This is a genomic window from Gammaproteobacteria bacterium (genome assembly GCA_009845905.1).
In the GTDB taxonomy this organism is placed as follows: Bacteria; Pseudomonadota; Gammaproteobacteria; order Steroidobacterales; family Foliamicaceae; genus Foliamicus.
Map to the genome: position 1 here is coordinate 50,165 of VXYS01000006.1, position 20,264 is coordinate 70,428.

At 67.2% G+C, this 20,264-nt stretch carries 21 protein-coding genes; 14 read left to right on the forward strand and 7 right to left on the reverse strand.

The genetic code is table 11. The annotated features are described in order from the left end of the window. Window position 1: 1 nt before the first annotated feature. The 7 genes from F4036_05765 (at window position 2) to F4036_05795 (ending at window position 7,259) form a co-directional block, all read left to right on the forward strand. Window positions 2-775 (forward strand): NrdJb, encoded by a 774-nt coding sequence (locus tag F4036_05765; protein ID MYK37248.1) that lies wholly within the window; start codon window positions 2-4, stop codon window positions 773-775. A gap of 49 nt (window positions 776-824) precedes the next feature. Continuing rightward, entirely contained in the window at window positions 825-1,589 is a 765-nt protein-coding gene (locus tag F4036_05770) for an SDR family oxidoreductase (GenBank protein ID MYK37249.1), read from the forward strand. 4 nt (window positions 1,590-1,593) lie between these two features. Beyond that, complete coding sequence (locus F4036_05775; GenBank protein ID MYK37250.1) at window positions 1,594-2,574, forward strand: TRAP transporter substrate-binding protein; 981 nt, start codon at window positions 1,594-1,596, stop codon at window positions 2,572-2,574. Next, complete coding sequence (locus tag F4036_05780) at window positions 2,561-3,067, forward strand: TRAP transporter small permease (GenBank protein MYK37251.1); 507 nt, start codon at window positions 2,561-2,563, stop codon at window positions 3,065-3,067. The genes F4036_05775 and F4036_05780 overlap by 14 nt, the downstream gene beginning before the upstream one ends. Then, window positions 3,058-4,338, forward strand: coding sequence for a TRAP transporter large permease (locus F4036_05785; GenBank protein MYK37252.1), 1,281 nt, complete (start codon window positions 3,058-3,060; stop codon window positions 4,336-4,338). Before F4036_05780 ends, F4036_05785 begins: the two co-directional genes overlap by 10 nt. A 57-nt stretch (window positions 4,339-4,395) precedes the next feature. Then, entirely contained in the window at window positions 4,396-5,814 is a 1,419-nt protein-coding gene (gene hldE, locus F4036_05790) for a bifunctional D-glycero-beta-D-manno-heptose-7-phosphate kinase/D-glycero-beta-D-manno-heptose 1-phosphate adenylyltransferase HldE (protein MYK37253.1), read from the forward strand. Window positions 5,815-5,930: 116 nt separating this feature from the next. Next, the gene (locus tag F4036_05795) at window positions 5,931-7,259 is read left to right on the forward strand and encodes a 3-deoxy-D-manno-octulosonic acid transferase (GenBank protein MYK37254.1); all 1,329 of its coding nucleotides are present in this window, start codon (window positions 5,931-5,933) and stop codon (window positions 7,257-7,259) included. On the opposite strand, the gene F4036_05800 is transcribed toward F4036_05795, so the two are convergent. Genes F4036_05800 through F4036_05810 form a run of 3 tightly spaced genes read right to left on the reverse strand, consistent with a single transcriptional unit; the run spans window position 7,213 to window position 11,373 of the window. Further along, entirely contained in the window at window positions 7,213-8,640 is a 1,428-nt protein-coding gene (locus tag F4036_05800) for a TolC family outer membrane protein (protein MYK37255.1), read from the reverse strand. The genes F4036_05795 and F4036_05800 overlap by 47 nt on opposite strands. A 35-nt stretch (window positions 8,641-8,675) precedes the next feature. After that, window positions 8,676-9,323 (reverse strand): protein-L-isoaspartate O-methyltransferase, encoded by a 648-nt coding sequence (locus tag F4036_05805; GenBank protein ID MYK37256.1) that lies wholly within the window; start codon window positions 9,321-9,323, stop codon window positions 8,676-8,678. Window positions 9,324-9,333: 10 nt separating this feature from the next. Then, window positions 9,334-11,373: a sodium-translocating pyrophosphatase gene (locus tag F4036_05810; protein ID MYK37257.1), complete on the reverse strand. Its 2,040-nt coding sequence runs from the start codon at window positions 11,371-11,373 to the stop codon at window positions 9,334-9,336. A gap of 106 nt (window positions 11,374-11,479) precedes the next feature. On the opposite strand from F4036_05810, the gene F4036_05815 reads away from it, so the two are divergent. The 4 genes from F4036_05815 to F4036_05830 are packed head-to-tail and all read left to right on the forward strand — an operon-like array spanning window position 11,480 to window position 14,250. Further along, complete coding sequence (locus F4036_05815; GenBank protein ID MYK37258.1) at window positions 11,480-11,896, forward strand: M67 family metallopeptidase; 417 nt, start codon at window positions 11,480-11,482, stop codon at window positions 11,894-11,896. Beyond that, window positions 11,893-12,177, forward strand: coding sequence for a MoaD/ThiS family protein (locus F4036_05820; protein MYK37259.1), 285 nt, complete (start codon window positions 11,893-11,895; stop codon window positions 12,175-12,177). The genes F4036_05815 and F4036_05820 overlap by 4 nt, the downstream gene beginning before the upstream one ends. Then, the gene (gene moeB / locus F4036_05825; protein MYK37260.1) at window positions 12,174-13,343 is read left to right on the forward strand and encodes a molybdopterin-synthase adenylyltransferase MoeB; all 1,170 of its coding nucleotides are present in this window, start codon (window positions 12,174-12,176) and stop codon (window positions 13,341-13,343) included. The genes F4036_05820 and moeB overlap by 4 nt, the downstream gene beginning before the upstream one ends. Continuing rightward, a complete protein-coding gene (locus F4036_05830) occupies window positions 13,333-14,250 on the forward strand; it encodes a PLP-dependent cysteine synthase family protein (protein ID MYK37261.1) in 918 nt (305 codons plus the stop codon). Before moeB ends, F4036_05830 begins: the two co-directional genes overlap by 11 nt. Here F4036_05830 and F4036_05835 read toward each other — a convergent pair. From F4036_05835 to F4036_05850, 4 genes are read right to left on the reverse strand one after another with little or no spacing between them, the layout of a single operon-like run. Further along, window positions 14,247-15,032 carry an SDR family oxidoreductase gene (locus F4036_05835; GenBank protein ID MYK37262.1) on the reverse strand — a complete coding sequence of 262 codons (786 nt, stop codon included), beginning with the start codon at window positions 15,030-15,032 and terminating at the stop codon, window positions 14,247-14,249. The genes F4036_05830 and F4036_05835 overlap by 4 nt on opposite strands. Further along, window positions 15,029-15,916: a polysaccharide deacetylase gene (locus F4036_05840; protein ID MYK37263.1), complete on the reverse strand. Its 888-nt coding sequence runs from the start codon at window positions 15,914-15,916 to the stop codon at window positions 15,029-15,031. The genes F4036_05835 and F4036_05840 overlap by 4 nt, the downstream gene beginning before the upstream one ends. 7 nt (window positions 15,917-15,923) lie before the next feature. Further along, complete coding sequence (locus F4036_05845; protein MYK37264.1) at window positions 15,924-16,670, reverse strand: arylmalonate decarboxylase; 747 nt, start codon at window positions 16,668-16,670, stop codon at window positions 15,924-15,926. An 11-nt stretch (window positions 16,671-16,681) separates the two neighbouring features. After that, window positions 16,682-17,479, reverse strand: coding sequence for an alpha/beta hydrolase (locus F4036_05850; protein ID MYK37265.1), 798 nt, complete (start codon window positions 17,477-17,479; stop codon window positions 16,682-16,684). A 172-nt stretch (window positions 17,480-17,651) separates the two neighbouring features. On the opposite strand from F4036_05850, the gene F4036_05855 reads away from it, so the two are divergent. Genes F4036_05855 through F4036_05865 form a run of 3 tightly spaced genes read left to right on the forward strand, consistent with a single transcriptional unit; the run spans window position 17,652 to window position 20,217 of the window. Then, on the forward strand, window positions 17,652-18,356 hold the full coding sequence (locus F4036_05855; protein MYK37266.1) for an isochorismatase family protein: 705 nt from the start codon (window positions 17,652-17,654) through the stop codon (window positions 18,354-18,356). A 9-nt stretch (window positions 18,357-18,365) separates the two neighbouring features. Continuing rightward, window positions 18,366-19,298: a polysaccharide deacetylase family protein gene (locus tag F4036_05860; protein ID MYK37267.1), complete on the forward strand. Its 933-nt coding sequence runs from the start codon at window positions 18,366-18,368 to the stop codon at window positions 19,296-19,298. Continuing rightward, on the forward strand, window positions 19,288-20,217 hold the full coding sequence (locus F4036_05865; protein MYK37268.1) for a polysaccharide deacetylase family protein: 930 nt from the start codon (window positions 19,288-19,290) through the stop codon (window positions 20,215-20,217). The genes F4036_05860 and F4036_05865 overlap by 11 nt, the downstream gene beginning before the upstream one ends. The last annotated feature ends 47 nt before the right edge of the window (window positions 20,218-20,264 follow it).

Below are 20,264 nucleotides of genomic sequence, written 5' to 3' on the forward strand. Positions count from 1 at the left end.
AATGACAGATACCGCCAGGAAAATCGCCGGCAAGATCGTCGGCTACCGCGTCGAGCAACCTGACGCTTCGGAGGCGGCCGCCGCCGAACAACCCGCCCCCGCTCCCGAGGCGCCCGCCAAGCCCGAGGCGCCCAGGGCGCCCGCCGCGCGCCTGCCGCTCAGCGCCAGCGAGGACGGCAAGGTTGTGCGCATGCACGAGGGCCTGGAGCGCCCGGAGCGCCTGGAAGGCACGACCTACAAGGTCAAGACTCCGGTGTCCGATCACGCCATGTACGTGACCATCAACGACATCATTCTGAACGAGGGTACGGCCGACGAGCGCCGGCGGCCGTTCGAGATCTTCATCAATTCCAAGAACCTCGATCACTACCAGTGGATCGTGGCGCTGACCCGGGTCATGTCGGCCGTGTTCCGCAAGGGCGGCGACGTGGCCTTCCTGGTGGACGAGCTCAAGGCCGTGTTCGATCCGCGCGGCGGCTACTGGCAACCCGGCGGCGTGTACATGCCGTCGATCATCGCCGAACTGGGCTGCGTGGTGGGCGACCATCTGGAGCGGATCGGATTTCTCGGCGAGCACTCGCTCGACCCGGCCGAGCGCCGGGCGCTGGAAGCCAAGCGGCAGGACTTCGAGGACGCCCAGCGCCAGGAGGACGCATTCGCCCGGAACTCCTTCCCCGCCGGCGCGCAGCTTTGCGGGCGCTGCCACACCGCCGCCGTCGTGATGATGGACGGCTGCCTGACCTGCCTCAACTGCGGCGATTCGAAGTGTAACTAGCCTCGTGTCCCGGACACGACGCTAGCCCCCTTTACAGGACGGCGCCGCAGTGAACGATCTGTTCGATCTTCGCGGCAAGACCGCGCTGGTTACGGGTTGCAGGCGCGGCATCGGCAAGTCGATGGCCATCGGGCTTGCCGAGGCGGGTGCGGACATCATCGGCGTTTCAGCCACGCTCGAAACCTCCGGATCGGAGGTTGAAGAGGCCGTCGGAAAGGCCGGCCGGACCTTCAGCGCCTATCAATGCGACTTCGGGCAGCGGGCCCGGCTCTACGAGTTCATTGCGGATGTCCGGGAACGGCACGGCGCGCCGGATGTGCTCGTGAACAACGCCGGGACGATTGGGCGGGCGCCTGTCGTGGAGCATGGCGACGACTGCTGGGACCGGGTGCTGGAGGTGAACCTGAGCGCCCAGTTCATCCTGAGCCGCGAATTGGGCCGCGACATGGTCGAAAGGGGCTCGGGCAAGATCATCTTCACGGCCTCGCTGCTGTCGTTTCAGGGCGGGATCACCGTTCCCGGTTATACAGCCAGCAAGGGCGGGCTCAAGCAACTCATAATGGCGCTCTCGAATGAATGGGCGGGCAAGGGCTTGAACATCAACGGCATCGCGCCCGGTTACGTGGAGACCGACAACACCGAGGCCCTGCGCGAGGATGCGCAGCGGTCCAGGTCGATCCTGGAGCGGATCCCGCAGGGCCGCTGGGGAACGCCGGACGATTTCAAGGGCGCGGCCGTGTTCCTGGCTTCGCGGGCCTCGGACTACGTGAACGGCAGCATCGTGCTCGTTGACGGCGGCTGGATGGGGCGCTGAGAGCATGAAGTCCGCAGTGGCCTTGTGGCTCGGTGCATTGCTGGCGCTTGCCGGACCGCTCGCGGATGCGCAGGAGATCATCCGGCTGCGGGCCGCCGATGTCCAGGACGCCGGTTACCCGACCGTCCGCGGCATGGAAGCCATGGCGGCTGTGCTCGACCGGGAAACCGGCGGCCGAATCCAGGTCAAGATTTACCCTGGGGCCCAACTCGGCGACGAGCGCGACATGCTGGAGATGACGATCTTCGGCGGCATCGACATCAGCCGCACCAGCATCGCTCCGCTCAATTCGATCGCCCCGGAGACCGGCGTGTATTCGCTGCCGTTTCTGTTTCGTTCCACGGAACACATGCGGCGCGTCCTCGACGGTCCGATCGGCGATGAAATACTTGCCGCCCTGGAGGTCCACGGGCTGGTGGGGCTGTGCTACTACGACGCCGGCGCGCGCAGCATGTACAACAACCTCCGCCCGATCCACTCGCCGGCCGACATTCGGGGAATGAAAGTCCGGGTGATGAATTCGGAAGTCTTCGTGGACATGATCGCGACGCTGGGCGGCAACGCCACGCCCATGGGGTTCGGACAGGTGTACGAGTCGCTGGCCCTGGGAACGATCGAAGCGGCGGAGAACAACTGGCCTTCCTACGAGTCCTCCCGGCACTTTGAAGTGGCGCCGTACTACAGCGTAACCCAGCATGTGATGGTGCCCGAAGTGCTGCTCATGTCCCGCTACCGGTGGCGGAAACTGTCCCCGGAGGACCAGGCCCTGATCCGCCGGGCGGCAAAGGAATCGGTGCCGGTGATGCGCGAACTCTGGGACGCGCGAGTGACGATATCCCGCAACGCCATGGTGGAAGCCGGCGTGCAGATTGTCGACAACGTCGACAAGCAACCCTTCATGGACGCGATGCAGCCGCTGTATGAACAGTACCTGAAGGATCCGAAGCTCGAGAACCTGGTGGAGAGAATCCGTGCGGCGCCTTGAGCAGCGGCTGGACCGTGCGATCGGGAAGGTTGCCGATTTCGTCCTGAAGGTCGCCGCCGCCGGACTGGTCGCGATGACGCTGGTGATCGCCTGGCAGGTGTTCGCGCGCTACGTGCTGAACGACAGCCCGCCCTGGTCCGAAGCGGCCGCCCTGATCGTGATGGTCAGTTTTGTGCTGCTGGCCGCGGCCGTGGGCGTGTACGAGAAATTCCACCTGGGATTCCGGTGGCTGGTGACCAGGCTGCCGATGCAATCGCGGCGGGCCGTTTTCGTTTTCGGCCAGGTGCTGATCCTAGTATTCGGCGCCGCCATGGCCTTCAACGGAATGGCGCTGGTTGACTACACGGCAACGCACATCATCCCCACGCTGGGCATATCCCGGTCGGTGGCCTACTGGCCGTTCGTCGTGTGCGGCGTACTCATGATGCTGTTCGCCTGCGTCAACTGCCTGAACGTTTTTCTCGCAAGGAGGGATGCCGACCCATGGAGCTAGCGATCCTGTTCGGTACCTTCGTGGTCCTGCTGGCCCTGGGAGTGCCGGTCGCCTTCTGTCTCGGCCTGTCGGCGCTGGCCACGCTGCTGTACCTGGACATTCCCCTGATCGTGGCCTTCCAGCGGATGGCGGCCGGCATCGACGTGTTCGCGCTGCTCGCCATTCCTTTCTTCATATTCGCCGGCGAACTCATGAACCAGTCGGGCATCGCGGCGAAACTGGTGCGCCTCGCGGAATCGATGCTGGGCAGGGCCCGGGGCGGGCTGGGGCAGGTGAGCGTGCTCTCCTGCATGATGTTCGGCGCGGTCTCGGGTTCGGCCGTAGCCAGCGTTTCCGCGATGGGATCGGCATTGACCCCGATCATGCGCGAGAAGGGTTACACGCGGGATTTCGCGGTCAACGTCACCGCGACCGGCTCGGCCACGGGTCTGCTCATACCGCCCTCGCACAACATGATCATCTACTCGATCGCGGCGGGCGGCAGCGTTTCCATCGTTTCGTTGTTTCTCGCCGGCGTGCTGCCGGGAATACTGCTGGGCCTCGCCCTGATGGCCGCCACCTGGCTGGTTGCCGTCAGGCGCGGTTATCCGGGCGGCGCTTTCCCGGGGTGGCGCCAACTCCTCGTTGCCTTCATGCAAGCCGCGCCCGGCCTGCTTTCCGCGATCATCATCGTGGGCGGAATCCTGTCGGGCGTGTTCACCGCCACCGAATCTTCGGCGATCGCCGTCGTCTATACGGTCGTCATCGCGGTCCTCGTCTATCGAAGCCTGAACTGGTCGAAGTTCGTGACGGCCACCCGCAATGCCGTAAGGACCACGGCCATCGTGATGCTGATCATTGCCGCGGCCTCGGCCTTCGGCTGGCTGATGGCGGTCGCGGAGGTGCCGTTGCGCATGTCGGAGGCGCTGCTGGGCATCAGCGAGAACCCGCTGGTGCTGTTCCTGATCATCAACCTGATCCTGCTGATGCTGGGCACTTTCATGGACATGGCGCCGCTGATCATCATCACCACGCCGATCTTCCTGCCGGTGGCGACCCAGCTCGGCATGGACCCGGTGCAATTCGGCGTCGTGATGATCCTGAATCTGGGCATCGGCCTGGTCACGCCGCCGGTGGGGGCGGTCCTGTTCGTGGGCTGCGCGGTGGGCGGCATCACGATAGAGAAGAGCCTGCGCTCCATCTGGCCCTTCTATTGCGCGATGCTCGTTGTGCTGTTGCTGGTGACCGCGGTTCCCTCCATCTCGCTGGGGCTGCCCGGTCTGTTCGATTAGCCAGCACTGCTCGCGAGATTTGCCCGGTTGCGGGATGTTGCGATAATTGCCCGTGCCGTGATTCCCGACTACTCGAAAGCACACATCCTGGTGGCGGGCGACGTCATGCTCGACGAGTACTGGCTGGGGACGGCAACGCGCATTTCGCCTGAAGCGCCGGCGCCCGTCGTGCGGGTCGAAAGCCGCGATTACCGTCCGGGCGGCGCGGCCAACGTGGCCTGCAACCTGGCCGGGCTGGGCGCGCAAGTGACGCTGCTGGGAATTGTCGGCAAGGACGACGAGGCCGAGGCGCTGGACGCCGCGATGCGGGGCGCCGGCGTGACCTGCGAATGGCTGCATTCGGAGTCTCGCCCGACCGTCCGCAAGCTTCGGGTCCTGAGCCGCAATCAGCAGGTCATCCGGCTGGACCGCGAAACGCCTTTCGGCGCCGATGACGCCTCGCGCCTGATGGTGCGCTATGCCGAATTGCTGGCCGGGTGTTCGGCGGTGGTGCTGTCGGACTATGCCAAGGGCAGCCTGGCCGACGCCGGCACGCTGATCGAGGCCGCGCGCGCCGGCGGAACGCCGGTCCTGGTGGATCCCAAGTCCACCGATTTCGGGACCTATCGTGGCGCCGGCCTTCTGACGCCGAACCGCGCCGAATTCGAGGCGGCCCTGGGGGGATCGGGGGAGACGCCTGAGGAGATGGCCTCGCGGGCGCAGCGGGTTTGCTCGCTGCTCGAGATCGGCAGTATGGTGGTTACGCTGGGCGACCAGGGATTGCTGGTGGCGCCGGCCGCCGGGCCTTCCCGTCACATGCCCGCCCGCACCAGGGAGGTCTACGACGTCACCGGCGCCGGCGACACCGTGACGGCGGTGCTGGCCGCCGGTCTCGCGGTCGGCGCGGAACTGGAGGATTCGGCGCACCTGGCCAACGTCGCCGCCGGCGTGGTTGTGCGCCGCGTGGGCGTGGCGCCGATTCGTCTGCGCGACCTCGCCGAGGAACTTCGCGAGCCGGGAACGGCCGGCTCCGCGATCGTCGATGCTGCGGAGGCCGCGGCCATCGGCCGGCGGCTGCGCGACTCGGGCAGGACCCTGGTCATGACCAACGGCTGCTTCGACCTGCTGCACGCAGGCCATACCGCCTGCCTGGCCGAAGCGCGGGCGCTGGGCGACCGCCTGATGGTGGCGGTCAACGACGACCAATCGGTGCGCAGGCTGAAAGGGGGCTCGCGCCCGCTCGTGCCGCTCGATCAGCGCATGGCGGTGCTGGCCGCGCTGGGCAGCGTGGACTGGGTCGTGCCCTTCGGCGAAGACACGCCGGCCGCGCTGATCGAGGAGGTTGGCCCTCTTGTGCTGGCGAAGGGAGGCGATTACAAGCCGGAAGAAATCGCCGGCGGCGATGCCGTCGAGCGCCTGGGCGGCCGCGTCGTCGTACTCCCGTACCGCGACGGCCTCTCCACCACCACCCTCCTCGAGCGCCTCACCCGCGAATGACGCAACCTGAGCACCGCCCCTTACCCCGTCCTGCCGGGAGTGTGTGAGCCAGGGATGGCGGAACCAAGCTCCATGGACGGATTAATGCGTCTCCCGGCAGGACGGGGTAAGGGGCGGTGCGGGCGGCGCAAGAGCGGATGAACGTGCGCGAGAAGGCGGTGCTGGGTGCTTACGGCGCGCTGTCCTGGATTGCCGCGCCCGCCATGTGCGGTTACATGCTGGCGCGGTCCGCACGCGACCCCGGCTGGCGCCGCCGGCTGTCCGAACGCTGGACTGTCAGGACTCCGCAACTGCCTGCGGGAGGCGTTTGGCTGCACGGCTCGTCGCTCGGCGAGACCGGTGCGCTTTCGGTCGTGGCCGGGGAAATGCGCGCTCGCCGCCCGGATCTGCCCATGCTGCTGACGGCCTTCACGCCGGCCGGTTCGGCGGCCATTCAGGGCCGCCTGCGCGAATCGCAGTCTCATTGCTTTCTGCCGCTGGACCTGGGCGTCGTCAACCGGCGCTTCCTGCGCGCGGCGCGCCCCGCACTGGGCGTCATCCTGGAAACCGAGATCTGGCCCGGCCTGTACGCGGCCTGCCGGTCCGCTGGCGTGCCCCTGGTGATCGTGAGCGCCCGGCTTTCGGAGCGTTCCCATGCCCGCTACCGGCGCGTGCGCGGGCTCGTCTCGGCGGCCTTGCGGGCCGTGCGGGTGGTCGGCGCGCAAAGCGAAGAGGACGCGCAGCGCTTCGCGGAACTCGGTCCCGACGGCCTGGACGTGCGGGTGACCGGCAACCTCAAGTTTCATTTCCGACCGGAAGCCGGCGTGCTCGAACGCGGCGCGGAAATTCGCCGGTCGATCGGTCGGGAACGGCCCGTGTGGATTGCCGCCAGCACCCACGAACCGGAGGAGAACGTGGCCCTGGATGCGCATCGCCAGGTGCTGGCCGGCCGGGAAGACGCGCTGCTGATCATTGCGCCGCGCCATCGCGAGCGCTTCGCGGCGGTGCACGCGTTGCTGAAGCAGAGCGGCCTCGATTTCGGTGTCCGCTCCGGCGACGGTTCCCCTCCGCCCGGCGCCCAGGTGTTCCTGCTGGATACCCTGGGCGAGATGAACGCCTTCTACGCCGCCGCCGACGTGGCCTTCGTGGGCGGCAGCATCGCGAGGGTGGGCGGGCATAACCTGCTGGAGCCGGCCGCCTTCGGTCTGCCGGTGCTGACCGGCCCGCACCTGTTCCAGACGCGGGACACGGCCCGCCTGCTGAGCGAGGCCGGAGCGCTGTTCCGCGTGCATGACGCTCGCGAACTGGCCGGGCGGCTGGCCCGGCTTCTGGACAGCGAACTTGCGCAGCGCAGCGCGGGAGAGGCGGCCAGGAACTGCCTGGCGGCGGGGGAGGACGTGCTGGAGGAGACGCTCGGTCTTATTGAGCCGCTTCTTCCGCCTCGGCCTGCTCCATCCAGCGGCTGACTTCGGCCAGGTCCTCCTCGGTGAGGATGCCTGCGGCGCTCTTCAGGCTGAGCACGTTGATGATGAAGTCGTAGCGGCTGCGCGCGTAATTGGTCTCGGCCTGAACCAGGTTGCGGCGCGCATCCAGCACGTCCACGATGGTGCGGGTGCCGATCTCATAGCCGGCCTCGGTGGCCCGCAGCGCGGTCTGACTGGATGCGACGGCCTGGCGCAGCGCATTGACGCGCGAAATTTCCGAACTGACGCCCAGGAAGGCGTCGCGGGTCTGGCGCACGACCGCCCTCTCCACGCCCTCGAGTCGCTCGGTAGAGGCGCGGTGCAGGAACCTGGCCTCGCGGACCCTGGAGTTCCTGTTGAAGCCATCGAAAATCGGCACGGAAAGCTGCAACCGGATGGAGTCGCTGCGGAAACTGTCGCGGTAGTCCGCCCCCATGCCGCGGAACACCCGCTCGCGGTCGCCGCTGCTGCCGTTCACGTTCGCGACGATTTCCAGCGTGGGAAGGTAATCGGAGCGGCGCAGCCTGACCTCCGCATCGGCGATGGACGCCGCCATGCGCGCCGAGATCAGGCTGGGGTTCTGCTGCAGCGCGGTGTCGACCCACGATTGCTCCACGTTGGGCGAAGGCAGCGGCAGCGGCATGCCTTCGCCCGGACGGGTCAGGCTGGCCACCGGCATGGGCGACCCCACGATCTCCCGCAGTTGCTCCTCGGCCGTGGCCAGCGACCGCTTGGCGGCGATCTCGGCGGCTACCGCCTGATCGTGCGCGGCCTGCGCTTCCTGCACGTCGGTGATCGCGATCAGGCCCACCTCGAAACGCTTCTGGGCCTGTTCCAGCTGGCGGGCGATGGCCGTGCGGTTGGCGCTCTGCGAGGTGAGCTCGTCCTGCGCGCCCAGCACCGCGAAATAGGCCTGTGCCGTGCGCAGCATGGATTCCTGCAGCGCGGCTTCGAAGTCCGCTTCGCCCTGCGCCAGCACGTCGTTCGAAGCGCCCAGCGCAACGATGGCGGCCCAGTCGAAGATGGTCTGGTTCAATGTGAAGCCCCAGCCGGTGGACTTGGCGTCGGTGGTGCTGGATTCGATGATCGGGGCGAATTCGCCGGTCGGCGTGGGCGCGTAGAACAGCAGGGTCGCGCGGCTGTCCTGGCGGGAGTAATCGGCGTTTGCGTCGATTTCCGGGAAAAGAACGCTGCGGGCCTGCGACCGGACTTCCCGCGAAGCCATCAGGCGGGCCTCGGCCTCGCGCAGCAGCGGGTCGCTCATGCGCGCCTTTTCATACACCTCAAGCAGGTTGTCCGACGATCCCGGAAGGGGCACGCCGATCAGGGCCGCGAGCGCGGCGAGCAGGATGAACTTCTTCATAGGGGAAGGGGCCGCCGACATGAACGTGTGGATTCTACCCTCTTGCCGCTGCCGATCTAAAACCGGAAGGGATCGGGTTGTGGAGCGTTCGCAAGCGGAGTGGTTACGGTTTCAAACAGGGATTCCTCGATTCGTGACTCGCCGGAAGTGATCAGCAGCGCTTCCATGATCGGCTGCCGGCCCACGATGCAGAACAGCCGGCCGCCGCTGGCCAGCCAATGCTCGAAGCGGTCGTCGTACTGCGGTATCGAGCCGGTGAGGACTATGGCGTCATAGTCGGATTCGGGCTTCCACTCGAATGCATCGGCACGGATTGTTTTCACGTTCGCCAGCGTCGAGAGCTTTTCCGTCGCGCCGGCGTGCAGCTCGGGGGAAATCTCCAGGCTGTGCACCTCGCCGGCCATCTGCGCCAGACAGGCGGCAAGCCAGCCGCTGCCCGTTCCGACTTCCAGTACGCGGTCGGCGGCCTTGAGGTCGAGCGCCTGGAGGATCCGGCCCTCCACGGACGGCGTCATCATTTCCTGGCCGCCGGGCAGCGGCAGCGCCAGGTCGGCGTAGGCCAGCGCACGGTACTGCTCCGGCACGAAGTCCTCGCGAGGCAGATCGCTGAATACGGACAGCACGCGCTCGTCCAGCACGCTCCAGCACCGCACCTGGCCGCGCACCATCAGCTCCCTCGCCCGCGCATCCATCTCCTGAACCATGGTGCTTAGGTTACAGGAGGGGGGCGATGAGCAGCGCGACGATGTTGACGATCTTGATCAGGGGGTTGATGGCGGGGCCGGCGGTGTCCTTGTAGGGGTCGCCGACGGTATCGCCGGTCACCGCCGCGTGGTGCGCTTCCGAGCCCTTGCCGCCCAGCGCGCCGTCCTCCACGTATTTCTTGGCATTGTCCCAGGCGCCGCCCCCGGTGGTCATCGAGATCGCCACGAACAGCCCGGTGACGATCGAGCCGATCAGCATGCCGCCCAGCGCCCTCGCACCCGCGCCCTCGGGCATCAGCCAGCCGATCACCAGCACCAGGACCACCGGCGCCAGCACCGGCAGCAGCGAGGGCACGATCATCTCGCGGATCGCCGCGCGGGTGAGCAGGTCCACCGCGCGCCCGTAGTCGGGCTTGGCCGTGCCTTCCATGATCCCCGCGATCTCACGGAACTGCCGGCGCACTTCCTGCACCACGCTGCCGGCCGCGCGTCCCACGGCTTCCATCGCCAGCGCGCCGAACAGGTACGGGATCAGGCCGCCGATGAACAGGCCGATGATCACGGCCGGGTCGTCGAGGCGGAACACGAAGCTCTTGCCCGCCGCCTGCAGGTTGTGGGTGTAGTCCGCGAACAGCACCAGCGCCGCCAGTCCGGCGGAGCCGATGGCGTAGCCCTTGGTGACCGCCTTGGTGGTGTTGCCGACGGCGTCCAGCGGGTCGGTGATGTTGCGGATCTCCTCTGGCATTTCGGCCATTTCCGCGATGCCGCCGGCGTTGTCGGTAATGGGCCCGAAGGCGTCCAGCGCCACGATCATCCCCGTCATCGAAAGCATGGCCGTGGCGGCGATCGCGATGCCGTACAGCCCGGCGAGCTGATAGGTGAACAGGATGCTCAGGCAGACCGCCAGCACCGGCAGTGCGGTGGCCTTCATCGAAAGGCCGAGCCCGGCGATGATGTTGGTGGCGTGGCCGGTCGAGGAGGCCTGGGCCAGCTTGCGCACCGGCGAGAACTGCGTGCCGGTGTAGTAGTCGGTGATGAACATGATCACGCCGGTCAGCACCAGGCCGATCAGCGCCGAACCGAACAGGCTGGCGGGCGGATACGAGCCGGCGTCGGCCCACATCCGTTGCGTGAGGAACCAGATCCCGATCGCCGCGAGCACGGCGGCCACGATCACGCCCTTGTACAGCGCGGTCATCACCGCCTGGCCCTTGCCGGCGCGCACGACGAAGGTGCCGATGATGGAGGCCACGATCGATACGGCGCCGATCGCCAGCGGGTACAGCACCGCCGCGTCGGTCGCCTCCGCTATGGTCAGGTAGCCGAGCAGCATCGTGGCGATGACGGTCACGGCGTAGGTCTCGAACAGGTCGGCGGCCATTCCGGCGCAATCGCCCACGTTGTCGCCAACGTTGTCGGCGATCACCGCCGGGTTGCGGGGGTCGTCCTCGGGGATGCCGGCTTCGACCTTGCCGACCAGGTCGGCGCCCACGTCCGCGCCCTTGGTGAATATGCCGCCGCCCAGGCGCGCGAAGATCGAGATCAGCGAACCGCCGAAGGCCAGCCCCACCAGCGCATGCAGCACGTCGCCCGTGTCCATGCCCGCGCGGTCCAGCACCAGGTAGTAGCCGGCAACGCCCAGCAGGGCCAGTCCCACGACCAGCATTCCGGTGATCGCTCCGCCGCGGAAGGCCACCGCCAGCGCGGCGTTCATTCCGTTGTGGGCGGCCTGGGCGGTGCGCGAATTGGCCCGCACCGAGACGTTCATGCCGATATAGCCGGCCGCGCCGGAAAACGCGGCGCCGAGGAAAAACCCGCCGGCCACGGCCCAGTCGAGCACGAAGCCCAGGATCAGCAGCAGCGGCAGGCCCGCCAGGGCGACCGTCATGTACTGCCGGTTCAGGTACGCCTTGGCCCCGACCTGCACCGCCGAGGCGATCTCCTGCATCCGCTCGTTGCCCGCATCCAGCTTCAGCACCCAGCGCGTGCTCACAAGCCCGTAGAGAATCGCCAATGCCCCGGCGGCGATGGCGCTGTACACATAGTTCATAAGGTCTGTCCCAAGCTTCGGGCGAACGCCCGCAAAACGGCGAATTTTATCCGCTTCCGCGGATAGTAAAATGCCCGATCCGATTCAGCCGCCCCGCGTTTCCCCTATGAACAGGATCAGTCTGCCCGCCCCGCTGCGGGACGAACTGGCGACGATAGCCGTCGACGGATACCCCTACGAGACCTGTGGTGTCCTGGTGGGCGCCTGCGCGGCCGATGAAGTGCGGGTCGAGAAAGTGTTCCAGGCCCGCAATCTCAATACCGAGCGGGCGCGGGACCGCTACGTGCTGGACCCCGACGACCTGATGTCGGCCGACCTGGCGGCGCGCGAGGCCGGCCTGGAAATCGTCGGTTTCTGGCACACCCACCCCGATCACCCGGCGCTTCCGTCGGAGACCGACCGCGAGGCCGCCTGGGACGGGTATTCCTACGTCATCCTTTCGGTGAGCGGAGCGCGGGTCGAGGACCTGCGCTCGTGGCGCCTGAACGGCGAGGGTTTCGCGGAAGAGCAGGTGGCGGCATGAGCAGGGTAATCGTGCGCATCCCCACGCCGCTGCGCGGTTTCGCCGGGGGCAACAGCGAAATCGCCGCCGAGGGCGCCGATGTGGGCGCCGTCCTGAGCGCGGTCGGCGCCGCCCACCCCGAACTGCTGGCGCGGGTCATGAAGGACGACGGGCAGCCCCGCGAATTCGTGAACATCTATCTCGGCAGCGACAACGTGCGCACGCTGGACGGCATGAACACTCCGGTGGGCGAGGGCGACGTGCTCTCGATCCTGCCCGCGGTGGCGGGCGGCGCAGAATGAGGGCCAGGGACCGCCGGCTGGCCGACATCCGGAGCAAGGTCCCGGAAGTCAGTCCGCGCGAGGCGCTGGACCTGCAAAGGTCGGGCGCGGCGCTGATCGACGTGCGCGATGCGTCCGAAGTCGCCCAGGGCAGCCCCGGCGGCGCGCTCAGGCTGGACCGCAGCTTCCTGGAACTGAGGATCGAGGAGGCGATACCGGATCTGGACCGCACGCTGGTGGTCACCTGCGCCAGCGGCCAGCGGTCGCTGTTCGCGGCCGACGATTTACGGCGCATGGGCTATCGCGACGTGCGTTCGCTGGCCGGCGGATTCAATGGCTGGAAGGACGAGGGCCTGCCGTTCGAGATCCCGAAGATGCTCAACGCCGACGCCCGGGAGCGCTATTCGCGCCACCTGGTGATGCCGGAAGTGGGCGAGGCCGGCCAATTGAAGCTGCTGGAAAGCCGGGTGCTGCTGATCGGCGCCGGCGGGATCGGTTCGCCGGCGGCGCTGTACCTGGCCGCGGCCGGCGTCGGCACGCTCGGCATCGTCGATCACGATGTCGTGGACCGCAGCAACCTGCAGCGCCAGATCCTGCACTCCGACGAGCGCGTGGGCGTCTCCAAGGTGGCCTCGGCGCGCGAGGCCGTGCTGGCGCTGAATCCGGCCGTCAACGTGATCGAGCACCAGTTGCGCCTGGAGAGCGCCAACGTCGAGGAGGTGTTCGAGGGCTACGACGTCGTGGTGGACGGGTCCGACAACTTTGCCACGCGCTACCTGGTCAACGACGCCTGCGTCAAGCACGGGATCCCCAACGTGCACGGCTCGGTGTTCCGCTTCGAGGGGCAGGTAACGGTTTTCTGGCCCGCCCGCGAAGGTGCGCCGGGACCTTGCTACCGCTGCCTGTACCCGGAGCCGCCGCCGCCGGAACTGGCGCCGTCGTGCGCCGAGGCGGGCGTGCTGGGCATATTGCCGGGCGTGGTGGGGCTGCTGGAAGCGGTGGAAACGATCAAGATCCTGCTCGGCGCCGGCGACCTGCTGGTGGGCCGGCTGCTGCACTACGACGCCCTGTCCGCGCGTTTCACCGAATTCAAACAGGCCCGCAACCCGGAATGCCGCTATTGCGCCGACGGCGCGGAGTTTCCCGGCTACATCGACTACCAGGAGTTCTGCGCCCTTGCCGGATAGTCGCGCAGGCGTTTTCGCCGGAATCGGCGACACACCGCTGGTCGAACTGGACTTCCTCGAGGAAATCCCCGAAGGGGTGCGGCTGTTCGCCAAGCTGGAGAGCAGCAATCCCGGCGGCTCGATCAAGGACCGGCCGGTTGCCCGCATGCTGTCGGCCGCGCTGCGCGACGGGCGCCTGGAAGGGGGCCGGCGGCTGCTGGATTCCTCCTCCGGAAATGCGGGCATCGCCTACGCGATGCTGGGCGCCGCGCTGGATATTCCGGTCACGCTGGTCGTGCCCGGCAACGCCAGCCGCGAGCGCCTGCAACGGATCCGGGCGCACGGCGCGGAACTGATCCTGACCGATCCCATCGAGGGCTACGACCACGCGCTGCGCGAGTCGCAGCGGCTGGCCGCCGAACAGCCCGAGCGCTATTGGCACTGCGACCAGTATTCCAATGAAGAGAACTGGCGGGCGCACTATGACGGCACCGGCGCCGAGCTGCTGGCGCAGGTCGGCGACGCGGCCGGGAGCGCGCCCGACGCCTTCGTGGCGGGGGTGGGCACCGGCGGAACCATTACCGGCGCCGGCCACAGGCTACGCGAAGCCAATCCGTCGCTGCGCATCACCTGCGTGATTCCCGACGTGTTCCCGGGGATCGAGGGCCTGAAGCCGCTGGGCGCGCCCGACGACATCGTGCCCGCGATCCTGCACGAGGACCTGATCGACGAACGCGTCGACGTGCGCATGGAGCAGGCGACGGCCATATGCCGGCGGCTCTCCAAAGCCGGGCTGTTCGTGGGCCCTTCGTCCGGCGCCTACGTGCACGCCGCCCTTCAGGTCGCCGCCACCGGTCGCTACCCGGTCGTCGCCACCATCCTTTCCGACGGTGGCGAGCGCTACTCCTCCACCGGCATGTGGGGCTAAACGGGGACGGTGTAGTTCAGGGGGAGGCGGCCGCCGTCGGCGAACAGGGTCTGGCCGGTGATGTACGAGGCCATGTCGCTGGCCAGGAATACTGCGACCGAGGCGATTTCCTCCGGTTGACCCAGGCGGCCCATCGGCGTGCGCGAGAGGATCATGCGGCGCGCGTTTTCGTCGGTCATCACGGACTTGAGGATGTCGGTCTCGATCGAGCCGGGGCCGATCGCGTTGACCCGTACGCCGTGCTCGGCCAGGCCCAGGGCCATGACGCGGGTCAGTTGCGAGAGCCCGCCCTTGGACACCACGTAGGCGAGCTGGTTGGGTATAGCCAGCCGTTCGTTGACCGACGACATGTAGAGGATGCTGCCCCGGCTCTCGCGCTTGACCATTTCTCGGGCCGCGAGCTGTCCCAGTACGAACCCGGCGCGCAGGTTGACGCGATGCACGCGGTCGAAATCCTCGCGGCTGGCCGTCAGCACGTCGCCGGGCGCCAGGATGCCGGCATTGCTGAGCAGGATGTCCAGGCCGTCGAAGTGGTCCGCCGTGGCGGCGATCAGGCCCTCGCACTGCTCGTCGTCGGCCACGTCGCAGTAATGCGCCAGGGTCGTGGCGCCGGTTTCCGCGGCGATCTCGCGCGCCGCCTGCTCGCAGCCTTTCCGGTCGACGTCCGCCAGCGCGACGCCGGCGCCGTGTTGCGCAAAGGCCAGCGCGCAGGCCCGGCCGATGCCATTTGCCGCGCCGGTCACGACGGCGGTCCTGCCTTCGAGAAGCTGTCCTCGCTCTATTGCTGCTTGAGGTACCACTCGGCGATTTCCTCGCGCGTCGTCCACCACACGCCCGGCAGCGACCTGGCGTGCTCGACGAACTCGCGCAGCGCGCGCATCCGGTAGGCGCGTCCGGAAACGTGCGGATGCAGCCCCACATTCATCATTCGCGCCTGCGTCGCGCCTTCCCGGTACAGCTCGTCGAGTTCGTCGATCAGGATGTCGCGGAACTCGTCGGTCGTGTGGCCGCGCCGCGTGAGGATCGTGAAGTCGTTGATTTCATTGGAGTACGGGGTGGAAACGATGTTACCGTGCGGGGTCCGGATCAGGTACGGCTGATCGTCGTTCATCAGGTCGCAGTAGAACAGCAGCCCGGCCTCGGCCAGGATCCCCGGCGTGGCCTGGGTGCCGCGCAGCGACGAGGACAGCCAGCCGCGCGCCTTGCGCCCGACCGTGCGCTCGTAGATGTCCAGCGTGCGCTGGATCACCTGGCGCTCGCTCTCCTCGTCGCCGGAAAAGTCCGTCAGCAGCTCGCCCTGCTCGTAGTTGTGCGCGATCAGTTCGCAGCCGCGCTCCATGGCGGCCTGCACCATCGGCAGGCGCCGCTCGCAGGTCACGGCATTGAGCGTGCAGCCCGGCGTGACGCCCAGTTCGTCGAACAGTTCAAACTGCCGCCAGATGCCCACGCGCTGGCCGTATTCGCGCCAGGTGTAGTTCGGAAAATCCGCCACCCGGCCCGGCAGAGCGTCGGGCAGGACCGGCGGTCCGCCGGCGTAGTACGGCGCGTCGGTGTCCTTGGTCAGGTCCCAGGTTTCGAGATTGAACGTGATCAGCAGCGCGACGCGCTTGCCGTCCGGCCATTCGAGCCGCGGCCGCTGCGTGATCGGCGTGTAGTCGTATTCCATTTGGGAACTAGTGTTCGGCGAGCAGGGAGCCGAAGCCGTAAACCTTGTCTTCGATCCCGTTCTGCCGCAGCGCGTGCCAGTAGGTGCAGGTGTTGATCGCCAGCACCGGCTTGTCCAGCCAGTTCTCGGCCTCCGGCGCGATGTGCGCGAACGCCAGGTTCGTGCCCACCTGGATGATCAGATCCACCGAGTTGTCGTTGACCTCGTGTACCGACCGACGCAGCGTGGCCGGGGTCTCGTGCGCGATCAGCATCGGGCTCTTGCTCTTCAGCCCCACCAGGTGGACCACCTCGAAGCCGCAGCCCTCGAAGAAGTTGCGCACTTCCTTGTCTCCCACGGGCATGTAGGGGGTGATCACGCCGATCCGCCTGATGTCGCCGTAGCATGCGATGGCGTCGCGGCAGGCGTGCGAGCCCAGTCCCACAGACACGCCGGCGCGCTTCTCAAGATTCTTCTTGAGTTGTTCGGCGCCGAGCACGCCCTCCCAGAACGTTTCGGCCGACATGCCCATCACGACGTAGTCCGGGCTGCAGGTCATGACGCGGTCCACGGCGGTTTCGGTTTCCGCACGGATGTTCTCCATCAGCTGCAGGAACTCCTCGTCGCTGTTCACGGGATCATCCGGAATCCAGGCGCGCGAGAAATGATTGGTCACGCCGCGCGGACGCATGTCGTCGTATTCCGGCTGCACGCTGGTGTTGGTGGACGGCGCCACCACGCCGAACTTCATGCGCCATCCCAGGGTATCGGTCATGTCGGGTTCCCCTAGTCTTTCAGAACGAAATCAGCCACGATGCGGGTCCATTCCCCGGGCTGCTCGTCAATGATGTCGTGAGTGCCGCCTTCCAACTCGGCGTATTCGAAGTCCGGCCTGAGCTTGTTCACGCGCTTGCAAACCTCGTAGATGTCGTCGCCGGTATTGGTGAACACCAGGGTCGGCTGGGTCATCTTGCGCAAAGGCTCGGACAGGTCGTGGGCGAAGGCGGCGGCGTGGCCGTAGCGGGCGGTCTCGCCGGCGATCAGCATCTGCACCACGCCCCAGTGCATGGCCCGCAGGTTGGTCCAGCCCGGCGTGAAGTGCACGCGCCGGTTCCACAGGTCCATCAGGTGGCTGCCGTCGGCCTTCGGGCCGGATTCGACGCGGTTGCTGGTCGCCTGTTTCCACTTGTCCTGCTCCTCGCGGGTGAGCAGCGGCGCGCCGTTCAGCACCACCCGGGTAACCCGCTCCGGCTCCATCACCGCCAGTTCCGCGGCGATCGACGCGCCGGTGTGATGGCCCAGCACGGCGGTGCGTTCGAGTTCGAGGTGATCGATCACGCTGCGGATCGCGTTCGCGTAATCCGGAATCCATGGCTGCTCGTCGGGCACGTGGGACTGGCCGAAGCCGGGCGTGTCGATGCCGATCGCGCGTATTCCGCGCTCGGCCAGCGGCTGATAGGCGGCCTCGAACATCTCCGAGGAGCTGGGCGACTGGTGGAGCAGCAGCAGCGGCGCGCCGCTCCCCGCCTCCTGGTAGTGGATCTGGCCGAACGGCCCGTCGGCGTAGCCTTTGCGTCTTTTCATTGCGGAGTCATCCCCTATCAAGCGGGCGCGTTAGTGTAGCCCAGCAGGACGTCCGCACACTCCCTGAACCTATAATACCTGCGCCCCGCGACGCCTTCGGACGTTGCCGTTGATGGAATAACATGGGCTTTAGCTACGTCGAAGTCATTGCTCAGGTGCGCCGATGCCACAGATGCAAACCTCCAGTCTGACGCCGCGCCAATACTGGGAAGAGGTCAAGTCCAACCCGAACCGGGCGCGTTTCGGATTTGGGGAAAAAGCGGTGCTGATCAACATCGATCTGCAGCGCGCCTATACGGACATCGACAGCTTTCCCACGGCCTACCAGACCAACCCCGGCCAGATCGACTACGTCAACCGCCTGTCGGCGCTGGCGCGCGAGAAGAACATGCCGGTGATCTGGACCTACGTCGCCTACATGGGCAACGCGGACGACGCCGGTGTCTGGGGCACGCGCACCGATACCGAGAATTCCCTTCAGAACATCAAGGAGGGCGGCGCCCGCGCGGAGCTGGACCCGCGACTGAGCGTGGACCGGGAACGCGACGCCGTGGTCAACAAGCGCATGGCCAGCGTCTTTCACGACAGCCTGATTCCCTCGCTGCTGGTCTGGCACAAGGTGGACACGGTGATCCTCACCGGCGGCAGCACCTCCGGTTGCGTGCGCGCCTCCGCGGTTTCGTCCCTCTCGCACGGCTACCGGACGATCGTGCCGGAGGAGTGCGTTGCGGACAAGCACGAGATACCGCACTTCGCCAACCTCTGCGACATCATGCTCAAGTACGCGGATGTGGAGCCCTTCGCCGCGGTGGCGGACTGGCTGGAGAACCATCCCGGCTGTGCGCCGATTCGCCGGGCGCGCGGCGTCGGCTTCTAGGGATTCCCCGTGCGGGAAGATCCAGCGCTTTACGACTATCGCGCCTGGGACGAGCGCCTGCCGATCCGTTGGCCGGACGGCGCCCGGGTCGCCTTCTGGGTAGCGCCGAACGTCGAGTTCTACGAACTGGACCCGCCGGCCAATCCGCAACGCAAGGCCTGGCCGCGTCCGACTCCCGATATCCAGGGCTACGGAACACGCGACTACGGCAACCGGGTAGGCCATGTGCGCATGATGGAAGTGCTCGACCGCCATGGCGTGCGCGGTTCCGTGAGCCTGTCGGTGGCGCTTTGCGAGCATCACCCCGAGATCATCGACATGTGCCGGGAGCGTGACTGGGAGTTTTTCAGCCACGGGATCTACAACACCCGCTACGCCTACGGAATGGACGAGGCCCAGGAACGCGCGATGATCGAGGACTCGGTGCGCACGATCGCCAGGCACACCGGGCAGCGGTGCGCCGGCTACCTGGCCTCGGCCCTCACGCACACCGAGCGCACGCTGGACCTGTTCAGCGAGGCCGGCGGGCTTTATACCTGCGACCTGTTTCATGACGACCAGCCCACGCCCGTGCGGGTGCGCTCCGGCAAGCCGTTCGTTTCCGTGCCGTACTCGCTGGAACTGAACGACACGATTGTGTATGTGGTCAACCGTATCGAGCCCAGGCGTTACGGCGAGATGATCAAGCAGGCCTTCGACCGGCTGTACCGGGAAGGCGAACAGGGCGGAACGGTCATGTGCGTGCCGCTGCACGCCTACCAGGTGTCGCATCCCCACCGGATACGCGCGTTCGAGGATGCGCTGGCCTATATCACCGGGCACCCGGACGTGTGGGTGACCACCGGCCGGGAAATTGCCGAGTACTTCGTGGAACACTATTACGACCAGGCCGTCGCGAAGTGGGGCGAGAGAAATCCGGAGGACGGCGGAAATGGCGCTTGACCCGTCCTACCTGAAGTACCGCCGCCGCCGCTACGGCATGGACCACGACCTGTACGAGTGGTCGATGCTGTCCGAGCGCGCGCCCGTCGCATGGCCGAACGGCGCCCGGGTGGCGCTTTGGGTGAACCTGGCGGTGCAGTTCTTCCCGCTGAACCAGAGCGGCAAGCCGTTCCGGCCGCCGGGCGGCATGAGCACGCCGTACCCCGACCTGCGCCATTACACGCTACGCGATTACGGCAACCGGGTGGGCCTGTTCCGCTGCCTCGAAGCCCTGGACGCGGCCGGCATTACCCTCACGTTTTCAGTCAACGCGGCCATCGCCGGGCGTTACCCGCAGTTGATTGAGCGCCTGAACCGGCGCGGCAACGAGATACTGGCGGGTTCCTGGCACATGGACACCCTGCATCACGGCGAACTGGCCATCGAAGACGAGCGGGAGTTGATCGGCCGCTCGCTCGCGGCCCTGCGCGCGGTCGTGGACCAGCCCGTCACGGGCTGGCTGGGCCCGGCGCGGTCGCAAAGCGGCAACACGCCGGACCTGCTGGCCGAGGCGGGCATACGCTACATGGGTGACTGGATCAACGACGACATGCCGTATCCGTTCGCGACCCGGCACGGCGAGCTGATTGCGCTGCCCCTGTCGCTGGAACTCGACGACCAATTCATCGTCCAGAACAACCTGCACTCGGAATGGGAATACGCCGACCAGGTGAAGGACGCCTGCGATTACCTGCTGGCGGAGGCCGAGAGCACCGGACACGGGCGCTTGCTCGCGCTGTCAATCCACCCCTGGCTGATGGGCCAGCCGCATCGCATCGGCGCGCTGGAGGCGGCCCTCAAGCACATTTCCGGGCAGACCGGCATCTGGTCCGCCGGAGCCTCCGACATCGTCGCAGCCTGGTCAGCGCAACGCGCCTGACCGCAACCCCTTAGGGCAGGAGGGCGGGAAGCCCTCGCTCCCGGGGC

What these genes read in the sequence shown, in the direction of transcription:
- moeB (MYK37260.1), top strand. Translation starts at nt 12,174, where the DNA reads ATGAGGGCCAGGGACCGCCGGCTGGCCGACATCCGGAGCAAGGTCCCG.
- F4036_05845 (MYK37264.1), bottom strand. Translation starts at nt 16,670, where the DNA reads ATGACCGATACCCTGGGATGGCGCATGAAGTTCGGCGTGGTGGCGCCG.
- F4036_05840 (MYK37263.1), bottom strand. Translation starts at nt 15,916, where the DNA reads ATGGAATACGACTACACGCCGATCACGCAGCGGCCGCGGCTCGAATGG.
- F4036_05805 (MYK37256.1), bottom strand. Translation starts at nt 9,323, where the DNA reads ATGGTTCAGGAGATGGATGCGCGGGCGAGGGAGCTGATGGTGCGCGGC.
- F4036_05865 (MYK37268.1), top strand. Translation starts at nt 19,288, where the DNA reads ATGGCGCTTGACCCGTCCTACCTGAAGTACCGCCGCCGCCGCTACGGC.
- F4036_05850 (MYK37265.1), bottom strand. Translation starts at nt 17,479, where the DNA reads ATGAAAAGACGCAAAGGCTACGCCGACGGGCCGTTCGGCCAGATCCAC.
- F4036_05775 (MYK37250.1), top strand. Translation starts at nt 1,594, where the DNA reads ATGAAGTCCGCAGTGGCCTTGTGGCTCGGTGCATTGCTGGCGCTTGCC.
- F4036_05800 (MYK37255.1), bottom strand. Translation starts at nt 8,640, where the DNA reads ATGTCGGCGGCCCCTTCCCCTATGAAGAAGTTCATCCTGCTCGCCGCG.
- F4036_05815 (MYK37258.1), top strand. Translation starts at nt 11,480, where the DNA reads ATGAACAGGATCAGTCTGCCCGCCCCGCTGCGGGACGAACTGGCGACG.
- F4036_05855 (MYK37266.1), top strand. Translation starts at nt 17,652, where the DNA reads ATGCAAACCTCCAGTCTGACGCCGCGCCAATACTGGGAAGAGGTCAAG.
- F4036_05820 (MYK37259.1), top strand. Translation starts at nt 11,893, where the DNA reads ATGAGCAGGGTAATCGTGCGCATCCCCACGCCGCTGCGCGGTTTCGCC.
- F4036_05810 (MYK37257.1), bottom strand. Translation starts at nt 11,373, where the DNA reads ATGAACTATGTGTACAGCGCCATCGCCGCCGGGGCATTGGCGATTCTC.
- F4036_05765 (MYK37248.1), top strand. Translation starts at nt 2, where the DNA reads ATGACAGATACCGCCAGGAAAATCGCCGGCAAGATCGTCGGCTACCGC.
- F4036_05785 (MYK37252.1), top strand. Translation starts at nt 3,058, where the DNA reads ATGGAGCTAGCGATCCTGTTCGGTACCTTCGTGGTCCTGCTGGCCCTG.